The sequence below is a fragment of the Nocardioides ultimimeridianus genome (assembly GCF_054777895.1).
Genome location: NZ_BAAHAB010000003.1, coordinates 183,726 through 200,941, shown reverse-complemented (window position 1 = coordinate 200,941; position 17,216 = coordinate 183,726). Strand labels below are relative to the sequence as shown.

Annotated in this window: 26 protein-coding genes and 1 pseudogene; 10 read left to right on the top strand and 17 right to left on the bottom strand. The window is 67.4% G+C overall.

What is annotated here, in order from left to right; translation table 11 throughout:
• Positions 1-77 precede the first annotated feature (77 nt).
• Together ACYU8V_RS02210 and ACYU8V_RS02205 are read left to right on the top strand one after the other, a co-directional pair.
• A complete protein-coding gene (locus tag ACYU8V_RS02210; RefSeq protein ID WP_460844803.1) occupies positions 78-314 on the top strand; it encodes a hypothetical protein in 237 nt (78 codons plus the stop codon).
• Positions 315-331: 17 nt separating this feature from the next.
• On the top strand, positions 332-1,105 hold the full coding sequence (locus tag ACYU8V_RS02205; protein ID WP_460844801.1) for an exodeoxyribonuclease III: 774 nt from the start codon (positions 332-334) through the stop codon (positions 1,103-1,105).
• Between the two features lie 315 nt (positions 1,106-1,420).
• On the opposite strand, the gene ACYU8V_RS02200 is transcribed toward ACYU8V_RS02205, so the two are convergent.
• The 3 genes from ACYU8V_RS02200 to ACYU8V_RS02190 all read right to left on the bottom strand — a co-directional run bounded on the left by ACYU8V_RS02200 (position 1,421) and on the right by ACYU8V_RS02190 (position 3,879).
• Positions 1,421-1,651 carry a hypothetical protein gene (locus tag ACYU8V_RS02200; protein WP_460844800.1) on the bottom strand — a complete coding sequence of 77 codons (231 nt, stop codon included), beginning with the start codon at positions 1,649-1,651 and terminating at the stop codon, positions 1,421-1,423.
• A 750-nt stretch (positions 1,652-2,401) separates the two neighbouring features.
• Entirely contained in the window at positions 2,402-3,355 is a 954-nt protein-coding gene (locus ACYU8V_RS02195; RefSeq protein ID WP_460844799.1) for an exonuclease domain-containing protein, read from the bottom strand.
• Entirely contained in the window at positions 3,355-3,879 is a 525-nt protein-coding gene (locus ACYU8V_RS02190; protein ID WP_460844798.1) for a hypothetical protein, read from the bottom strand. Before ACYU8V_RS02190 ends, ACYU8V_RS02195 begins: the two co-directional genes overlap by 1 nt.
• 168 nt (positions 3,880-4,047) lie before the next feature.
• On the opposite strand from ACYU8V_RS02190, the pseudogene ACYU8V_RS02185 reads away from it, so the two are divergent.
• The 3 genes and pseudogenes from ACYU8V_RS02185 to ACYU8V_RS02175 form a co-directional block, all read left to right on the top strand.
• Positions 4,048-4,155, top strand: a pseudogene (locus ACYU8V_RS02185) (DUF2510 domain-containing protein); the annotation flags it as partial.
• An 84-nt stretch (positions 4,156-4,239) separates the two neighbouring features.
• A complete protein-coding gene (locus ACYU8V_RS02180; protein ID WP_460844866.1) occupies positions 4,240-4,650 on the top strand; it encodes a hypothetical protein in 411 nt (136 codons plus the stop codon).
• Between the two features lie 176 nt (positions 4,651-4,826).
• Positions 4,827-5,528 carry a hypothetical protein gene (locus ACYU8V_RS02175; RefSeq protein ID WP_460844796.1) on the top strand — a complete coding sequence of 234 codons (702 nt, stop codon included), beginning with the start codon at positions 4,827-4,829 and terminating at the stop codon, positions 5,526-5,528.
• 9 nt (positions 5,529-5,537) lie between these two features.
• On the opposite strand, the gene ACYU8V_RS02170 is transcribed toward ACYU8V_RS02175, so the two are convergent.
• A complete protein-coding gene (locus ACYU8V_RS02170) occupies positions 5,538-6,155 on the bottom strand; it encodes a recombinase family protein (RefSeq protein WP_460844795.1) in 618 nt (205 codons plus the stop codon).
• Between the two features lie 673 nt (positions 6,156-6,828).
• Here ACYU8V_RS02170 and ACYU8V_RS02165 point away from each other — a divergent pair.
• Positions 6,829-7,521: a hypothetical protein gene (locus ACYU8V_RS02165; protein WP_460844793.1), complete on the top strand. Its 693-nt coding sequence runs from the start codon at positions 6,829-6,831 to the stop codon at positions 7,519-7,521.
• Between the two features lie 18 nt (positions 7,522-7,539).
• On the opposite strand, the gene ACYU8V_RS02160 is transcribed toward ACYU8V_RS02165, so the two are convergent.
• Genes ACYU8V_RS02160 through ACYU8V_RS02150 form a run of 3 tightly spaced genes read right to left on the bottom strand, consistent with a single transcriptional unit; the run spans position 7,540 to position 9,101 of the window.
• Positions 7,540-7,908, bottom strand: a complete 369-nt coding sequence (locus ACYU8V_RS02160; protein WP_460844790.1) for a hypothetical protein — start codon at positions 7,906-7,908, stop codon at positions 7,540-7,542.
• A 30-nt stretch (positions 7,909-7,938) separates the two neighbouring features.
• Positions 7,939-8,424: a recombinase zinc beta ribbon domain-containing protein gene (locus tag ACYU8V_RS02155; protein WP_460844789.1), complete on the bottom strand. Its 486-nt coding sequence runs from the start codon at positions 8,422-8,424 to the stop codon at positions 7,939-7,941.
• Complete coding sequence (locus tag ACYU8V_RS02150) at positions 8,415-9,101, bottom strand: recombinase family protein (RefSeq protein ID WP_460844788.1); 687 nt, start codon at positions 9,099-9,101, stop codon at positions 8,415-8,417. The genes ACYU8V_RS02155 and ACYU8V_RS02150 overlap by 10 nt, the downstream gene beginning before the upstream one ends.
• Here ACYU8V_RS02150 and ACYU8V_RS02145 point away from each other — a divergent pair.
• Genes ACYU8V_RS02145 through ACYU8V_RS02130 form a run of 4 tightly spaced genes read left to right on the top strand, consistent with a single transcriptional unit; the run spans position 9,100 to position 10,495 of the window.
• On the top strand, positions 9,100-9,369 hold the full coding sequence (locus tag ACYU8V_RS02145) for a hypothetical protein (protein WP_460844786.1): 270 nt from the start codon (positions 9,100-9,102) through the stop codon (positions 9,367-9,369). The genes ACYU8V_RS02150 and ACYU8V_RS02145 overlap by 2 nt on opposite strands.
• Positions 9,370-9,395: 26 nt before the next feature.
• Positions 9,396-9,584: a hypothetical protein gene (locus ACYU8V_RS02140; RefSeq protein WP_460844785.1), complete on the top strand. Its 189-nt coding sequence runs from the start codon at positions 9,396-9,398 to the stop codon at positions 9,582-9,584.
• Complete coding sequence (locus ACYU8V_RS02135) at positions 9,584-10,009, top strand: GNAT family N-acetyltransferase (RefSeq protein ID WP_460844783.1); 426 nt, start codon at positions 9,584-9,586, stop codon at positions 10,007-10,009. The genes ACYU8V_RS02140 and ACYU8V_RS02135 overlap by 1 nt, the downstream gene beginning before the upstream one ends.
• Positions 10,010-10,069: 60 nt before the next feature.
• A complete protein-coding gene (locus ACYU8V_RS02130) occupies positions 10,070-10,495 on the top strand; it encodes a DUF6542 domain-containing protein (RefSeq protein ID WP_460844781.1) in 426 nt (141 codons plus the stop codon).
• A 10-nt stretch (positions 10,496-10,505) separates the two neighbouring features.
• Here ACYU8V_RS02130 and ACYU8V_RS02125 read toward each other — a convergent pair whose 3' ends face one another.
• The 10 genes from ACYU8V_RS02125 to infA all read right to left on the bottom strand — a co-directional run bounded on the left by ACYU8V_RS02125 (position 10,506) and on the right by infA (position 17,210).
• On the bottom strand, positions 10,506-11,654 hold the full coding sequence (locus ACYU8V_RS02125; protein ID WP_460844779.1) for an LCP family protein: 1,149 nt from the start codon (positions 11,652-11,654) through the stop codon (positions 10,506-10,508).
• 47 nt (positions 11,655-11,701) lie between these two features.
• The gene (locus tag ACYU8V_RS02120; protein ID WP_460844777.1) at positions 11,702-12,319 is read right to left on the bottom strand and encodes an L-threonylcarbamoyladenylate synthase; all 618 of its coding nucleotides are present in this window, start codon (positions 12,317-12,319) and stop codon (positions 11,702-11,704) included.
• Positions 12,319-13,311 carry a 4-hydroxy-3-methylbut-2-enyl diphosphate reductase gene (locus ACYU8V_RS02115; protein WP_460844776.1) on the bottom strand — a complete coding sequence of 331 codons (993 nt, stop codon included), beginning with the start codon at positions 13,309-13,311 and terminating at the stop codon, positions 12,319-12,321. Before ACYU8V_RS02115 ends, ACYU8V_RS02120 begins: the two co-directional genes overlap by 1 nt.
• 118 nt (positions 13,312-13,429) lie before the next feature.
• Positions 13,430-14,005: a 50S ribosomal protein L17 gene (gene rplQ, locus ACYU8V_RS02110; protein WP_460844775.1), complete on the bottom strand. Its 576-nt coding sequence runs from the start codon at positions 14,003-14,005 to the stop codon at positions 13,430-13,432.
• Between the two features lie 93 nt (positions 14,006-14,098).
• Positions 14,099-15,124: a DNA-directed RNA polymerase subunit alpha gene (locus ACYU8V_RS02105; RefSeq protein WP_460844773.1), complete on the bottom strand. Its 1,026-nt coding sequence runs from the start codon at positions 15,122-15,124 to the stop codon at positions 14,099-14,101.
• 129 nt (positions 15,125-15,253) lie between these two features.
• Positions 15,254-15,862, bottom strand: a complete 609-nt coding sequence (gene rpsD / locus ACYU8V_RS02100; RefSeq protein ID WP_460844772.1) for a 30S ribosomal protein S4 — start codon at positions 15,860-15,862, stop codon at positions 15,254-15,256.
• Positions 15,863-15,881: 19 nt separating this feature from the next.
• Complete coding sequence (gene rpsK, locus ACYU8V_RS02095) at positions 15,882-16,283, bottom strand: 30S ribosomal protein S11 (RefSeq protein ID WP_460844770.1); 402 nt, start codon at positions 16,281-16,283, stop codon at positions 15,882-15,884.
• A gap of 5 nt (positions 16,284-16,288) precedes the next feature.
• Positions 16,289-16,663, bottom strand: coding sequence for a 30S ribosomal protein S13 (rpsM, locus tag ACYU8V_RS02090; protein WP_344772110.1), 375 nt, complete (start codon positions 16,661-16,663; stop codon positions 16,289-16,291).
• 168 nt (positions 16,664-16,831) lie between these two features.
• Positions 16,832-16,945: a 50S ribosomal protein L36 gene (gene rpmJ / locus ACYU8V_RS02085; RefSeq protein WP_004008316.1), complete on the bottom strand. Its 114-nt coding sequence runs from the start codon at positions 16,943-16,945 to the stop codon at positions 16,832-16,834.
• Positions 16,946-16,988: 43 nt separating this feature from the next.
• Entirely contained in the window at positions 16,989-17,210 is a 222-nt protein-coding gene (gene infA / locus ACYU8V_RS02080) for a translation initiation factor IF-1 (protein WP_028656368.1), read from the bottom strand.
• Positions 17,211-17,216: the final 6 nt, after the last annotated feature.

Sequence of the window (17,216 nt, the reverse complement as noted above, 5' to 3'; positions counted from 1 at the left end):
GGCCCGTGAGTACCTCGTTACGACCGACGTCGCCGATCGTCACCGTCGCCGACCGGCCGCGTCCCTACCTTGGCCCCATGAGCAGGCGGCATTGGTTCGGACGCAGGCGCACGTCGTACGGCGGCGTGCCGATCACCTGGCAGGGCTGGGTCTCGGTCGTCGTGCTCGCCCTCGTCCCGGCGGTGACCGCAGCGCTCCTCCCCTGGCCCGCGACGGTGCCGACGGGCGCTCTCGCCCTGCTCGCCTTCCTGGTCCTATCCGTGGCCAAGGGCCCGATCCACACCCGGTGGCACGGAGCAGGGCAGGACGACTGAGGCGATAGCCTCGCCGGGTGCGGATCGCCACCTGGAACGTCAACTCCCTCCGCTCGCGCATCGACCGGGTCGAGGCCTTCCTGGAGCGGCACGACATCGACGTGCTGGCCGTCCAGGAGATCAAGGCGCGCGAGGAGCAGCTGCCGCTGATGGGTCTGCAGGCGCGCGGGTACGACGTCGCCGCGGTCGGCTACGACCAGTGGAACGGCGTCGCCCTGATCAGCCGGGTCGGCATCGAGGACGTGACCGTCGGGTTCCCCGGGATGCCGGACTTCAACGAGAGGCCCGAGGCACGGGCCCTCGGAGCGACGTGCGGCGGCGTACGCATCTGGTCGCTCTACATCCCCAACGGCCGCAAGCCCGACGACCCGCACTACGTCTACAAGCTCGACTGGCTGCAGCGCCTGCGCGAGGCGGCGGCCGAGTGGCTGGAGACGCCTGCCGCGCTGGTCGGCGACTGGAACATCTGCCCCACCGACGACGACGTCTTCGACGTGACGCAGTTCGCGAACTCGACCCACGTCACCCCCGCCGAGCGGGCCTCCTTCCAGGCCTTCCTGGACGCCGGCTGGACCGAGGTCACCCGCCCCCACGCGCCCGGCTACACCTACTGGGACTACTACCAGAAGAAAAGATCCAATTACCGCGAGCGCGGTCTCAAGATCGACTTCGCCCTCGCCTCTCCCCCACTGGCGGCTCGCGTCACCCACGCGAGCATCGACCTGGAGGAGCGGTTCAACGAGCCCGGCGCATCGGACCATGCGCCGATCATCGTGGACATCACCGACTAGTGCCGAACGAGCCGAGACAGCGGTCGTACGGTGAAGGCATGACTCAATTCCATCTGCACCAGCGCGGTCAGATCGCCGCACTGGTTATGGAGTTCCCTGACCGAGTTGATGTTGGCGACCGACTTCCGAGCGCGCCGGACTATGTTGCGACCGAGCACATCGTCGGCACATGGCCCGGAACCAACCGGGTCATCGCGGATTACTGGGAATGCACACCCGTACAGCCCGAGCCGGTCGTTCATGCGGAGCTCTCGCCGTCGCACCGAGGCACTCGGCGTGAGCGCCGCCGACCTGTTCGCTTGATCTCTAGAGCAATCAGCGCGGATTCGGCAGACGGGCGAGGATTGCTTTCCACTGCTCTGCGGTCATGGTCGTCCGCCCGATTTGCTCGACGCTCGTCCAGGTTTCGCCCCAACCACTGCCGTGGCTGAACTTGGTCGCCACATACCAGTTCCCGGCGGTGGAGAAGTAGCAATCCTTCATCCCGGGAAACTTGACGCCCTGAAAGACGGAAGTGCGGGCGACCAGACTGGTCTTGTACTTCACGGTGCCAACGTGAGTGGTCCGCAAGTACTGGGCTAAAGCCCGACCAAACTGCTGAGGCCCCAAGCCTTCGAGGCGATGGGCGATCCCGTTAGCCCTGTCGTCGATCGCCCCTCGGTTTGAGGGAGTTACATTGCCCACCCAGACCGTGCCGTACCAAACGCACGTCTGCATGTCGTCTAGGACCTGGTCTGACAGACGCGCGGGCAGGTGTGACGCGCTCGCCCTACGGGATGCTTGTTGCGCCGCGCGAGCCTCCCGTTGCCGTGTCCTCGTGGCCTCCGCAGCACGCTCATTTTCGTGGGCATAGCAACGGCGCTGACCGCGAATCACGCCGCTGCAATAGCCACACCGGAACTCGTTGCACTCCTGGCAGACCCCAACGGCGCCTGTTCCGCAGGAACAGAGTTGAGCAGTCATCGTCAACCCTTCTTGGTACTCAGCGCCACACGGATCACTCCGGGTCGTCAACCCCGGCGTCGGGTTGCCGAGGGCGATGTTCGGCACCGAGGTGACAACCGGGGAGGTGCAGCGGAACAAGCCGGGCGCGAGCGCCTCGCGGTCAGTACCTCCGCAAGATGGGCATGACATGTCGCGATGCTATTGGGATGCCGCTGGCTCTGACGCCAAAAGCGTGGCAATCGTCCCGCGCCTTTACGCAGCCTGGGTGCCCCTCGCCGTTGGAGCGGCAGCACAGGCTAGACCTACCCGAACCGAGATCGCGAGCACCTCGGCCCGGCACCCGCATCTCGATCAGCCCAGCAGTTCGGCGATGTCCAGAGGCTTGCCGTCGAGGCATCGCAGGAAGTCGTCCTCGGTCATCACTTCGATGTCCTGGCCCTTGTCCTGCAACTCGAAGGCCTTGCGGGCCTTGCCTGTGATGTTGGAACCGGGGCGGAGCACCGCCGGGTTGATGTCGCCCACCACGAGGACGTTGGTGCGCTTGGTCGGTGTCTTCTCGGCGACCGCCCCGACGTTGGCGCACTCCTCCCAGGCGATCTGCCGGGTCATGGACATCAGCGCCCCGGTGAACACCACGACCCGGTTGTAGAGGTAGCCCTCCGGGTCTGCGTCGGGGTTCAGGTCCGGGCTGACGAGACCGTTGTTGCCGGTGGCCGTGCAGACGCTGCCCTTGTAGATCCCGGCCGACATGCGGCCGATGCCCATCCGCAGCGACTTCGCCAGGGCGTCGATGTCGAGGGCGTTCTCCAGCGCCGCGAACCCGGAGACGATCGCGACCACGGCCCGCGCATCGTCCAGGGCGTCGTGGTGCTGGCCCATCTCACCGCCCACAGCATCCGCGACGAACGGCAGCCTGTAGGACGGCAACGAGAGCGCCCGCCGAGCCATGTTGAGGGTGCAGAGGAACCGCATCTCGGGCCACTCGATGTTGTCCACCGCGCAGGCATACCGGATCACTCCGATGTCGAAGCCCGTGTTGTGAGCCACCACCACGTCGTCGCCGATGAAGTCCACGATCGCGGGCAGGGCGAGGTTCCAGCGTGGCGCGTCCTCGACCATGTCCGGCGTGATCCCGTGAACCGCGATGTTGAAGTCGGAGAACCAGTCAGCGCCCGCCGGGGGCCTAATGAGCCAGTGCCGCTCGTCCACGATCTGGCCGTTGCGCACCTTCACCAAGCCCACCGAGCACGGCGAGCCCCGGTAGGAGTTGGCAGTCTCGAAGTCGATCGCTACGTAGTCGAGCATCAGACCAGCGCCTGCTCGGTCAGCCGGGCAGCGAACGCCTCGGGGAACGTGGCGACGACCGGCGAGTTCATGTCCTCAGGCATGATCCACGGCGTCTTGCCGGTGCGGGGCTGGATCGTCCTGCGGACCCGCTCGTCCTCGGTCTTGAGCCATGCGTGCCACGCCGCCCGCAGGTAGGACGCAGCAGCGAAGGCTCGTGCCGACGCCGTGTCCTCGGTCGGCTGGAAGTCCCTCGGCTCCGGCCGGTCCGGGAAGGTCGGCACGACCAGCGAGCCACGGTAGGACCGGATCGCATCCACGATGCGATTCTGCTGGACGGCGGTCTCGTCCAAGAGATGGTCCAGGTCCGAGGTGTGAAGCACCGCGCCTTCGACCGGCAGGCCGTCGAGCGTGGAGCCGTCCGTCGCGAGCACGACACACGAGCGGGTCAGAGAGCGCACCTTCTCGTGGGTGTCCGCAGCCTCAGCCTCCATGACCACGGCGTTGACGTGGCTCGCGCTGGGCTGAGCCAGCGAACTGGTCACCCAAACCGCGATCTGGTGCCCGCCGGGCTGTCGGTCGATCGTTGCCACACCTCGCATGGCAGAGGAGTAACACGTAGGTCCGACCCTTCGCAGGGTTTCGCAGCATCTGGCTTACCCAATCTGCGAACACGCTGGTCGACTGAGGCCTATCGTCCGATTGTGAGTGAGATGCAGCCTCCCCCCGCTCCCCCGGCATGGCACCCAGATCCTCAGTCGCCCGGGCTGCTTCGCTACTGGGATAGGACTCGGTGGACGGGCCACACAGTCCCGGCACTCCAGCCGCACCCGCCGGGCTTCGGGCCGAGACCACCTGTGCCTATGCCTCGGCAGCCTGATCGCCCTCCATACACCTGGGCAGTCGTGCTGGCGTCGATTGGGCCGATCTTCTGGCTGATCGAGACCATTGCAGTGATCGCCACGCAGACTGCCCGGCTTGACTATGCGGCGAGCCAGGGGGGCGTGTTTACAGAGCAGTCATGGCGCTCTCAAGATGCTGGCAGCATCGCGCTCGACGCGATCGCTGTCCTCGCGTCGTTCGTGCTGACCGGACTATGGGCATGGCGCGGTCAACAGTGGACCAAGATCGTCATCAGTGCCCTTTCTGGCCTCGCCGGGCTTGGCGCGATCTTGATCGTCGCGGACTCGTCCTACATGCCGTGGGACCGAGCGGTCGACGCGGTGGGTTTCATGATCCTCCTCGGCGTCGTGGCACTCATGTGGCTGCCCGCTGCCTACCGCCCCGCCAGCACTCCGCAACGCCCTGTGCGTTAGGGCGAATCGCGACCAATCCTTCGGCACCTCTGCTTAGTGTTGGAGACGTGCCGTTTGAGCCCGGAGCCCGCGCAAGAGCCAAGGCGTTGAAGCCCTTCCATGACGGAGTCCCGAGCCACCTAAAGGGAGCCCTATGGGCTTGGTGCGAGGGCCACCTGAACAGCCACGTTCTGAACTTGCTGAACGTGGCATTCGAGTGGGGTTTGGATCATGTCGATTGGTACAACGACGACAACATCCGAGCACAGGTCCGAACCGCGTGTTTGCGAAACGGCGTCCTGTTGCTGGAGATCGTCGAATACCTCGTTGAACACACGTCCGACGACGACGATCTTGCGGCATTGGAGCGCCTCTTCTTGACCGCCCATTCGATCTGGACCGTGCGCGATGGAGCGCTGGGATACCGGGTAGACCCGACGGTGCAGGCCCGCGCCGACGCGGCGATCGAAGCGGCAGACCAAGGGCCTTCGCACTGGCTGGCCGAAGCCTGGAATGACGCCTACTCGCGTACGCCTCGGCCGGGTCCCTCGTACGACGCCTCAATCAAGGCGGTCGAGGGCGCACTCCGAGGCATCGTCATCCCCAACAACCATCGAGCAACCATCACACAGATCATCAATGCGCTGCGCGACGGCAGGTCCAACTTCGAGTTCGCCCTAGGCGACGCTCGCGGCATGGCGGCCGGAGCCAATGAACCGGTAATCGACACGATCGACACCGTTCTCCAGATGCTGCGCACGCTGGCCTACGGGCAGAAGACACGACACGGCGAGTCGGGTGCTGTCACCATCAACGACGCGAACGAAGCCCGCGCCGCTGTGCAACTGGCGACCACGCTCGTGGACTTCGGAACGAACGGCTCGCTCCGACGCAAGTGAATGGAGCGGTCAGGCCGCGTAGGTGCCGGTGCCAGACAGGGCCGAGTACAGCGTCGCCCGGCTGACGCCGAGGTCGCGGGCGATCTTCGACTTGGGTACGCCATGGTCCACGAGCCTCCTGGCCTCAGTGACCTGCTCGGGCTTGAGTGCCGCGACCCGGCCCTTGTAGACGCCGCGCTGCTTCGCCAGGGCGATGCCTTCCTTCTGGCGCTCGGAGATCAACTCGCGCTCGAACTCAGCGACCGCACCCATGATGTTGAGCAGCAACGTGGCCGAGGCGTCGCGGGCACCGAAGCCGAAGCGTTGGCCTTCCTTGACGAACTCCACGCTGACGCCCTGCTCAGTCAGGTCGGTGACGATGCCGCGGAGATCGAGCAGGTTGCGGGCGAGCCGGTCCATCGACGCGACTCGGACGGTGTCACCTTCGCGGACGTACTCCAGGAGCGCGTCCAGTCCGGGCCGGTCGGCCGTCTTCCCGCTGACCCTGTCCTCGAACACCAGTGGCTTACCCGTGCGGGGGCTCAATGACACGTCGCCGAGGGCTTCATACTGCCGAGCAGGGTTCTGAGCCGCGCTGCTGACGCGGACGTAGCCGACGACGCGGCCGGATTGCTGAGTTTCGTTCATCTGGGCTGGTTGTTCCTTTCAAGAGCGCCCAACAAGCCCGGAAGGGCTCTATCTGCACAACGAATCCGGCCGTTTTGAAATTCCTCGGGACGCTCGCCGATGTCTGGCACGGGTGTACTCCAGAACGACGCGTTCTCGGGAACTTTGAAACGGCGACTTCGGGGACGTTCGGCCGGTTCTGTGAAACGGCGTCCGCGCTCGAAACCCCGGTTCTATGGGCGGTCTGACGCACGCGGAAGGTCATATTGAAGTCGGTTCGGAGAGCGCCAGAGCAATCCAGAACTCCACATCGACTCCATGACCGCGCACGTGGCCGACAGCCTCGACCTCGACGTGGGCGAGGAGAGCCAAGCCCGGCCCAGGCCCGGCCCGTTCGCACACCCCAGATTCAGGGGTGGACATTTAGGGGTGGACACTGGACATGTCCACCCCTGAACTCATTCTCCGCGTACGCGAAACCCAGAGAGTATGTATGTATATAGCCTCTGACCTGCGGAAACGCGAAACGGCCGCTGACTGACAATCACGACGAGGGAGAGGTCAGGGGTGGACATGTCCACCCCTGTCCACCCCTGAAACCACCACCGCGCCGACTGCCCGTGTAAACGCCCGGTGGCCCCGTCGTCACCAGATTCGGCTGTGGACTGCGCCTGAAGCCAGTAGGTTCCGCCACGTGAAGACTCGGACTCAATCGGCCTTCGGCGTCGCTTCCATCGCTTTGCTTGTCGGCACGACTGCGGCGTGCGGAGGCGGCTCCACGACCGGCGGGGGCGCACCGTCTCCTTCGACCATCGAGTGGAGCGCGGCGGCCGATCACGTGGGCGACACCGCCCGCGTGTGCGGTCCAGTCGTCAGCACGGCGAAGGACACCAACGACACGTTCCTCAACGTCGGCAAGCCGTACCCGAACCCGAGCAGATTCGTCGTCATCGTGTGGGACCAAGACAACTACAAGGCACCCTCCAAGTCGTCGCGGGTGTGCGTGACGGGCGACATCAGCACCTACGAGGGCGCGACGCAGATGCAGATCCGCGACACCAGCAAGATCGAGGTCGTCTCCAAGCCCAAGTCTGAGTTTCGCAACGTCTCGCTCGCGGTCACGTGCAGGTTCGTCGCCGCGCAGGCCCAGAAACTCCACATCGTGACAAGGAGTGATCGCAAGACGTACTTGAAGTTTGCCGAGGCGCTCACCTACGCCTGGGATCACGGCAACCTGGACACTAAGCAGGCCCTCGACGGTTCTGTCGGCGCGATCTTGAAGTTGACGCACTCTCGGACGCAGCGCGACGCCATTCGTTGGTGGCGGATCTTCCACAAGCGATTCCACCTGTTCGAGGGCATCTGCGTCGCTCTGAGCCAATCCTGAGGTCGTCCTCCTCGGCCATTAGATCGGCAGATCCTCGAACTGCACCGAGTTCTCGGAGATCACTGCGCCGTTGATCTTGTCACCGTTGGTCAGCACCACGTCGACCCGGCCAGGGTCGAAGGAGTTCCGCCCGCGCTTCGACGTGGGGTTGACCAAGATCACCGAGATCGACCGCTTGACCTCAGCGACGCGGGCACCGAGTCCGGCTGACTCGTAGTCGTCCAGCGGCCTGAGGAACTCCCCACGCACCTCGGCGGCCTTGGTCCGGTCGGCTTGGAGCGCCTTCCGGGTCTTCCGCAGGTCGGCCAGCATCGGCAGGCCGTCCTCGTACGACAGTCCGCCGCCGGTCAGTGCTGCTTGGGTCTTGGCGATCCGCCCGTCGATCACCGCGATCTCCGCGTCGATCTCAGCGGCTCGTTACGCAGCCTCCTGCTGCAACCTCTCGCCCTCGTCGCCACCGGGCGATGACTGGACGAACAGGCCCGTCTTGACGGCGTTCTCGATCAGCCGATCCAGCGGGGCGCGAGTGACCGTGGTGTTGCCGCAGCCACCGGCCTGCCGGTTGCACACGTAGATGCCCTGTGAGCCCTGGCGCTGGCCCGTGGCCGTCATCGGCGTCAAGCACCGGCCGCACACTGCGATGCCCGACAGCAGGTGCTTGCGGGCATTGGTCCGGCCGGGCTTCCTGGCGGCATCCCGACGCGCTACAGCGGCGTCGTAGAGGTCTTCGGACACCAAGGGCTCCACGACGGCGGGATCGACCCTGTGGGCCTTCTGGCCCTTGTAGGACACCCACCCGCAGTAGATCGGCGAGTCAAGCAGCCGCATGGTCGCGGCGTACGCCCACGGCTCCCCCGAGACCCGCTTGACGCCCCGCCCGGCGAGATCACGGGTCACCGACATGACCGACTCTCCAGCGGCGATCCGCTCGAAGACCTCCCGGACGATCTCGGTCTCCGCCTCGTTGACAGACCACACCCGGGCTTCTTGCCGTCACGAGCACGCTTGGTGACGTTGTAGCCGAAGGTCCGGTAGCGCGAACCCGGCGGCTTCCCTTCAGTCAGCCGCTGCTTCTTCTGGCGCTTGACCCGGCGGGCGGTGTCAGCACTGGCCTTGTTCGCGATCATCACCAGGAGCCGAGCGTTCATCCGGCCGGTCTCGGTGAACAGGTCGATCTCTGACGCCGTGGCCGACCGGATCTCAGCGACGTAGTGCTCGACCACCTCGATCGCGTCCTCAAGGTCTCGCGGGTCGCGGGCGAGCCTGTCGAGGTCGTAAACCATCAGGCGCTTGGCCTCACCCGTTCGCAGCCGCCGCAGCGCCTCAGCCCAGACCGGGCGGAAGACCCGGTAGCCGGTGTACTTGTAGCCGCCCACGGGGTCGGTGAGTTCGACCGGGCGCTTCTTGTAGGCCGAGGTGTCGTTCTCGGTGTGGTGGCGCTCTACGTGGCCTCGACGGGCCGCCACGGCGCTGTCGGTGTCGGCGACCTGCCGACCGACCCCCTCCCGTTCGTCGGTGGGGTCGTCGCTGATCCGCTCGTAGGCGTCCCACGGCTCGCCGTGCTCGACTGCTGCACCCATGACCGGATCTCCTCGCGCCCGGTGGCCGTACGTCGGCCCTCGCTCAGTTCAACGCTCAGGAAGTAACTATTGTCCCAGTCAACACTGGGACTACTACCGGCAGCGCTTCGAGCGCGACCGGGGCCTGAAGATCGACTTCGTCCTCGGCTCCCCCGCCTTCGCCGACCGGGTCACCGGCGCCTTCGTCGACCGCGACGAGCGCAACCCGGCGATCGGCACGGGCTCCCCCTCCGACCACGCCCCCGTCGTGGTCGACCTCACCGACTGAGCGGGAGGGCCGTGTCAGGATCGGCCATGCGCATCGTCGAAGCCGTCCTCGCTCTCGTCCTCGTCGTTGTCGGCTTCGGGGTGATCCTCACCTCGAACGACGCGTCCGGGGGCGCTCTGTGCGTCGGGCTCCTCGTTCTCGTCGTGATCTACCAGCTCTCGTCCCTGCGAGGCGACCTGTACGAGTACGCGCGCAGCCGACAGGGCCGCCCGTGATGGGTACGCCCACGCTGCGCGCGGCCGGCCCGGCCGACGTACCCGCCCTGCTCGCCCTGTGGGAGGTCGCGGCCGAGAACGACGCCAGGCCGACCGACACCGCTGAGAAGGTGGTAGCGGTCCTGCTTCGCGATCCCGACGCGTGCCTCGTCGCCGAGCAGGACGGCCGGATCGTCGGCTCGATCATCGCTGGCTGGGACGGCTGGCGCGCACACCTTTACCGACTCGCCGTCCACCCCGACGTCCGCCGCCGAGGGGTGGGCCCCCTGCTCCTCGCGGCCGCACAGCAACGGCTCGTCGAGCTCGGTGCCGCGCGGATAGACGCCATGGTGCTCGAGGGCAACGCGCTCGGGCAGTCGCTATGGCGCGCCGCCGGCTACACGCCCCAGGAGGAATGGCGGCGCCGGGTGCTGCCGACCACCTGAACGAGCCCGCCTCGGCGCGCCGTACCGAGCACACCCCGCCGTGCGCCTACCGTGGAGAGCGTGAGCCAAGTGGCACAGCCACGGCCCCGCACGCTGTGGGAAGAGGGCCGCGAACCTGGGCGGGAGGTCGCGGCGCTGGCGGCTGCCCTGCTGCTGACCGTGACCGCGGTCGAGGTCGGCATGGCCGACCACCTCGGGGGCCTGTTCGACCTCGTCTTCGTCGCCGTGTGCCTGTACGCCGCCCTCTCGGTCCGCCCGCACGACTTCTTCACCGTCGGCGTGCTCCCGCCGCTGGCCATGGCCGGGACGGTCGCCCTGCTCGGGTTCGCCCAGCCTGAGTCGGTGGCCCAGGCGTCGGACGGCACCCTCCAGGCGACGGTCACGGGTCTGTCGCACCACAGCCTGGCCCTGGTCACCGGCTACCTGGCCTGCCTGGCCATCCTCGCCGTACGCCGCCGGGTGCTGACCCGCGTCGGCGGGCTCTGACCGCACCTGCTCAGGTCAGGTTCGCACAGGGATTCGTGCTGGCGGTGCGGCCGCCGACCAGGACGGTCCTGGGCACCGCAGGATGGCGATGCCGGTGCGCCCCCGCCGGCCCGGTCACGGGCTGGTCGTTGCGCAGCGCGGCCCACAGCCGCCGCGCGGCCGGCTCGACGATCGCGACCCGGTAGCCGTCGTACCGCCAGGGGACGGTCACGAAGTCGATGTCGGACGGCTGTAGGTGCCGCAGGCCCATGGCGAAGGACATCAGCTTGAGGGGCGAGCCGAGGCCGGGGTCGAAGGTCAGGTTCGCCGTGGCGGCGTCGACGAGCGGCAGCAGGTGGCTGGAGGTCAGGCCCTGCTTGCGGATCGTGTCGATCATCGAGGACAGGAACGCCTGCTGGCGCTTGATCCGCCCGATGTCGGAGCCGTCGCCGAGCCCGTGCCGGATCCGCACGTAGTCCAGCGCCTTCGCACCCTCGACCAGCTGGCGGCCGGCGTGGAACAGCAGTCGTCCACGGGTGGTCATCTGTGGGCGGAGGTCGTCCTGGTAGACCGCGTTCGGCACGCAGACCTCGACGCCGCCGACAGCGTCCGACAGGGCGGCGAAGCCCGCGAAGTTGGCGACGACGGTGTGGTCGATCCGCAGCCCGGTCAGCTTCTCGACGGTGTTCTGGGTGCACGCGGGATTGCCCTCCACCGTGTCGCCCACACTGAACGCAGAGTTGAACATGACGTCGTGCTGCGGCTGGGTCCAGGTGCCGTCGGGCAGCCGGCAGGACGGCACCGTGACCAGCGAGTCACGCGGGATCGACACCGCTACCGCGCGGCGGCTGCCGGAGAAGACGTGCACGAGGATCGTGGTGTCGGAACGGCCCACCGCGTCGCCGCGCCCGCCCAGGACGCCGCTCGCACCCGCGCGGGAGTCGGTGCCGATGAGCAGCACGTTCTCTCCGCCGGTGGGGTTCGGCCGGTGGGCGGCGACGCCGGCGGCGTCGAAGGTGTGGATCTTGCCCGCCATCGTTCGGTAGCCCCAGAACGCCGCTCCGCCCAGGAGGACCAGCAGGACCGCCAGCCCGATCAGGGTGGGCCGTACCCAACGGCGCCGGCGACGACGCCGTCCCGGCTTGGCAGCCGGCGCCGATGGCACACCCGGGGCAGTCATACCAGGCAGGCTAGGCACGCCCACCTTGAGAGAAGATGAAGAACGCCTCAGAACCTGTCGGGGTCGCCCGCGCCGCGCCGCATGACCTCCGGCGCGCCCTCGGACCAGTCCACGACCGTGGTGGGCTCCGGCTTGACCTCGCCGGCCTCCACGACGATGTCGACCTCGTGGTCGAGGTCCTCCTTGATCTCCCAGCCCATCGTCCGCGGCTCGGTCTCGCCCGGCAGAATGAGCGTGGAGCTGAGCAGCGGCTCGCCGAGCTCCTCGAGCAGCGCCTGCACGAAGACGTGGTCGGGGATGCGGACGCCGACGGTGCGCTTCTTGGGATGCAGCAGCCGCTTGGGCACCTCGGGCATGGCCGGCAGGATGAACGTGTAGGGCCCGGGCGTCGCGGAGCGGATGGCCCGGAACGCGGAGTTGTCGACGTGCACGAGCTGCCCGAGCTGGGAGAAGTCGCGGCACACCAGGGTGAAGTGGTGCTTGTCGTCGAGGCCGCGGATCTTCAGGATCCGGTCGCGGCCGTCCCGGTTGCCGATCCGGCAGCCCAGCGCATAGCCCGAGTCGGTCGGGTAGGCGATCAGCGCGTCGTCCTGGAGCGCCGCGACGATCTGCTGCAGCGCACGCGGCTGGGGGTTGTCCGGATGGACGTCGAGGTAGCGAGCCATCAGCGGCCGGCTGCCTTGAGGTCCTTGTGCAGCTCCTTGGGCAGCGAGAACGCGAGCGTCTCCTCGGCGGTCTGCACCGGCCGGGCGTCCGGGAAGCCGCGCTCGGCGAGGTAGGCCAGCACCTCCTGCACGAGGTGGTCGGGCACCGAGGCACCGGAGGTCACCGACACCGACGAGACGCCGTCGAGCCAGGCGGGATCGAGCTCGGTCACGTCGTCGATGCGGTACGACGCCTTGGCGCCGGCCTCGAGGGCGACCTCGACCAGGCGCACCGAGTTCGAGGAGTTCGCCGAGCCCACCACGATGACCAGGTCGGCGGCCGCCCCGATCTCCTTCACCGCGACCTGGCGGTTCTGGGTCGCGTAGCAGATGTCGTCCGACGGCGGGTCCTCCAGCTGCGGGAACTTCGCGCGGAGGCGGCGTACGGTCTCCATGGTCTCGTCGACGCTGAGGGTCGTCTGGGAGAGCCAGGCGAGCTTGGCGTCCGGGGCGAACTCCAGCCGGTCGACGTCGTCGGGGTGCTCGACCAGGACGGTCTGGTCGGGTGCCTCGCCCGCGGTGCCCTCGACCTCCTCGTGGCCGGCGTGGCCGATGAGCAGGATCGTGTAGCCCTCGCGCGCGAACCGCACGGCCTCGCGGTGCACCTTGGTGACCAGCGGGCAGGTGGCGTCGATGGTCTTGAGCGAGCGCTCCTCGGCCTGCCGGTGGACGGCCGGCGAGACGCCGTGGGCGGAGAAGACGACGGTCTCCCCCTCGGGGACCTCGTCGAGCTCCTCGACGAAGATCGCGCCGCGCGACTCCAGGTTCGCCACGACGTGCTTGTTGTGCACGATCTGCTTGCGCACGTAGACGGGGGCGCCGTACAGGTCCAGCGCCTGCTCCACCGTCACCACCGCCCGGTCGACGCCCGCGCAGTACCCGCGCGGGTCCGCGAGCAGCACCTGCCGGCCGGCGTCGTCGATCAGACGGGGCGTTCCGAGGTCGATGCTCATGGGGTCCAGTCTACGGTCGCAGCAGGTCCTCCCCCACATGCCCGGAGACGCCGGACGGCCCGCCCCCGCCTGAGCGGGGACGGGCCGTCCGTCTACTGCTGGATCTGCTGAGCGGGGCTCAGGACTCCTCGGTCTCCTCGACCGGAGCCTCGGCGGCGACCTCGGGGGCCTCCTCCTCGAGACGCTCCTCGGCCGCGGCCTCGGTCGTCACGTCGCCCTCGACCTCGGGGGTCTCCTCCGCCGGGGTCTCCTCGACCGGAGCGGCGGCGGCCGGCTCGGCCGGAGCCGCAGCAGGCTTGGCCTTGGCCGGAGCCGGGGTGAACGCCTCGGTCACGAGCTCGATGACCGCCATGGGGGCGTTGTCGCCCGCACGGTTGCCGATCTTGGTGATCCGGGTGTAGCCACCGGGGCGGTCCGCGACGAGCGGAGCGATCTCGGTGAACAGGGTGTGCACGACGCCCTTGTCCCGGATGTCCTTGAGGACCTCGCGACGCTGGTGCAGCGGGTTCTCGCCGGCGTGGGCCTTCTTCGCCTTGGTCACCAGCTTCTCGGCGTACGGCCGCAGGGTGCGGGCCTTGGCCTCGGTGGTGGTGATCCGGCCGTGCTCGAAGAGCGCGGTCGCCAGGTTCGACAGGATCAGTCGCTGGTGGGCGGCCGAGCCGCCGAGGCGGGGACCCTTCTTGGGCTTGGGCATTGTTCTCTCTCTATCTCCCGAGCCGTGTCAGGTACTCGGGTAGTGGTCCGGCCGTGTCAGGTACCGGAGGTGGCTGCCGGGAGGGCAGTTCGATCAGAAGGACTCGTCCTCGAGGGCCGACTCGTCCTCGTCGTAGTCGTCGTCGCCGTACGCCGCGAGGGCGGCGGTCGGGTCGAAGCCGGGCGCGCTGTCCTTGAGGGACAGGCCCATCTCGACCAGCTTGGCCTTGACCTCGTCGATCGACTTGGCACCGAAGTTGCGGATGTCCAGCAGGTCCTGCTCCGAGCGGCTGATGAGCTCACCCACGGTGTGGATGCCCTCGCGCTTGAGGCAGTTGTAGGACCGGACGGTCAGCTGCAGGTCCTCGACCGGGAGGGCGAGGTCGGCGGCGAGCTGCTCGTCGACCGGCGACGGGCCGATGTCGATGCCCTCGGCCTCGACGTTGAGCTCACGGGCCAGGCCGAAGAGCTCGACCAGGGTCTTGCCGGCCGACGCGATGGCGTCGCGGGGCAGGATCGAGGGCTTGGTCTCGACGTCGATGACGAGCTTGTCGAAGTCGGTGCGCTGCTCGACACGGGTGGCCTCGACCTTGTAGCTGACCTTCAGCACGGGGCTGTAGATCGAGTCGACGGGCATCCGGCCGATCTCGTTGTCGGCACCCTTGTTCTGGACGGCGGAGACGTAGCCACGGCCACGCTCCACGACGAGCTCCATCTCGAGCTTGCCGTTGTCGCCCAGGGTGGCGATCTTCAGGTCGGGGTTGTGCACCTCGACGCCGGCCGGCGGCGCGATGTCCGCGGCGGTGACGTCACCGGCACCCGACTTGCGCAGGTACATGGTGACCGGCTCGTCGTGCTCGGAGGAGACCACCAGACCCTTGAGGTTCAGGATCATCTCGGTGACGTCCTCCTTGACGCCCTCGATGGTGGAGAACTCGTGCAGGACGCTGTCGATCTTGATGCTCGTGACGGCAGCACCGGGGATGGAGGACAGCAGGGTGCGACGGAGCGAGTTGCCCAGCGTGTAGCCGAAGCCCGGCTCCAGCGGCTCGATGACGAACCGCGAACGGAACTGGTCGACGGTCTCTTCCGACAGGGTGGGGCGCTGTGCGATGAGCACTTTTTCTTTTCCTTTCCGGGCCGACCGCTATATGAGGACCCAGATATGTGAGGTGGAGAAGAGGTACGACGGATCCGGGGCCGCTCCGCCCCGGACCCATGATCGGGTCCGGGGCGAAGCGCCCGGCGATTACTTCTTGGAGTAGTACTCCACGATGAGCTGCTCCTGGATGGGCAGGTCGATCTGCTCACGCACGGGGCGCTGGTGCACCAGGATCCGCATGCGGTTCGGGAGCGCCTGCAGCCAGGCCGGGACGACCCGCTCGCCGTGGGTCTCACGAGCCACGATGAACGGCGTCATCTCCAGGGACTTCGCACGGACATCGATGATGTCGTACTGGGCCACCTGGTACGACGGGATGTCGACCTTCTTGCCGTTGACCAGGAAGTGCCCGTGGGACACGAGCTGGCGGGCGTGGCGGCGGGTGCGGGCGAAGCCGGCACGGTAGACCACGTTGTCGAGGCGGCACTCGAGCAGCTGGAGCAGGTTGTCGCCGGTCTTGCCCTGGCGACGAGCAGCCTCCACGTAGTACTTGTGGAACTGCTTCTCCAGGACGCCGTAGGTGAAGCGGGCCTTCTGCTTCTCCTGCAGCTGGTTGCGGAACTCGCTCTCCTTGATCCGCGCGCGGCCGTGCTGGCCGGGCGGGTAGGGGCGCTTCTCGAAGGCGGCGTCGCCGCCGACGAGGTCCACGCCGAGCCGGCGGGACTTCTTGGTCAGGGGTCCGGTGTAACGGGCCATCGGTCAGTCTCCTTCGGTCTCAGACGCGCCGGCGCTTGGGCGGGCGGCAGCCGTTGTGCGGGGCGGGGGTCACGTCCTGGATGGTGCCGACCTCGAGGCCGATCGCACCCAGCGAGCGGATCGCCGTCTCGCGGCCCGAGCCCGGGCCCTTGACGAAGACGTCGATCTTCTTCATGCCGTGCTCCATCGCCCGACGACCGGCGGCCTCGGCGGCCATCTGCGCGGCGTACGGCGTGGACTTGCGGGAGCCCTTGAAGCCGACGGTGCCGGCAGAGGCCCACGAGATGACCGCACCCGTGGGGTCGGTGATCGTGACGATCGTGTTGTTGAACGTGCTCTTGATGTGGGCCTCGCCCTGAGCGACGTTCTTCTTCTCCTTGCGGCGGACCTTCTTAGCGGCCGCGCGAGTCTTGGGAGGCACTCAGATCACTTCGCCTTCTTCTTGCCGGCAACGGTGCGCTTGGGACCCTTGCGGGTACGCGCGTTGGTCTTGGTGCGCTGGCCGCGGACCGGGAGGCCCATGCGGTGACGCCGACCCTGGTAGGAGCCGATCTCGATCTTGCGGCGGATGTCGGCCTGGACCTCGCGACGGAGGTCACCCTCGATCTTGAAGTTGGCTTCGATCTCGTCGCGGAGCTTGACCAGCTCCTCGTCGCCCAGCTCGTGGACGCGGAGATCCGGGTTGACCCCGGTTGCGGCCAGCAGCTGCTGGGCGCGGGTACGGCCGATGCCGTAGATGTAGGTGAGAGCGACCTCGATGCGCTTGTCGCGCGGGAGGTCAACACCAACGAGGCGTGCCATGAATGGCGGTCCCTTCGGTACACGGTGGTCTGGTCGCGATGCGTTCCGGGATATCTGATCCCAGCTCCGGCCATCCGTTCCGGAGGTGGTTCACCGTCTTCCGACGGCTAAGCGATCGCGTAGAGGTGTTCTTCAGTTGTGCTGCAGTGCCGGGGTGGAGCGGTTCGCTCAGCCCTGGCGCTGCTTGTGGCGCGGGTTCTCGCAGATCACCATGACGCGGCCGTGGCGACGGATCACCTTGCACTTGTCACAGATCGGCTTCACGCTCGGGTTGACCTTCATGAGTCAGCCCTTTCTTCTTGTGGCGTCAAGCAAGCCGGCGGGCTTACTTGTAGCGGTAGACGATCCGCCCACGGGACAGGTCGTACGGCGAGAGCTCCACCACCACGCGGTCCTCGGGGAGGATCCGGATGTAGTGCTGGCGCATCTTTCCGCTGATGTGAGCAAGGACCTTGTGGCCGTTGCTCAGCTCCACGCGGAACATGGCGTTCGGGAGGGCCTCCACAACGGAGCCCTCCATCTCGATGACGCCTTCTTTCTTCGCCATGCCGTC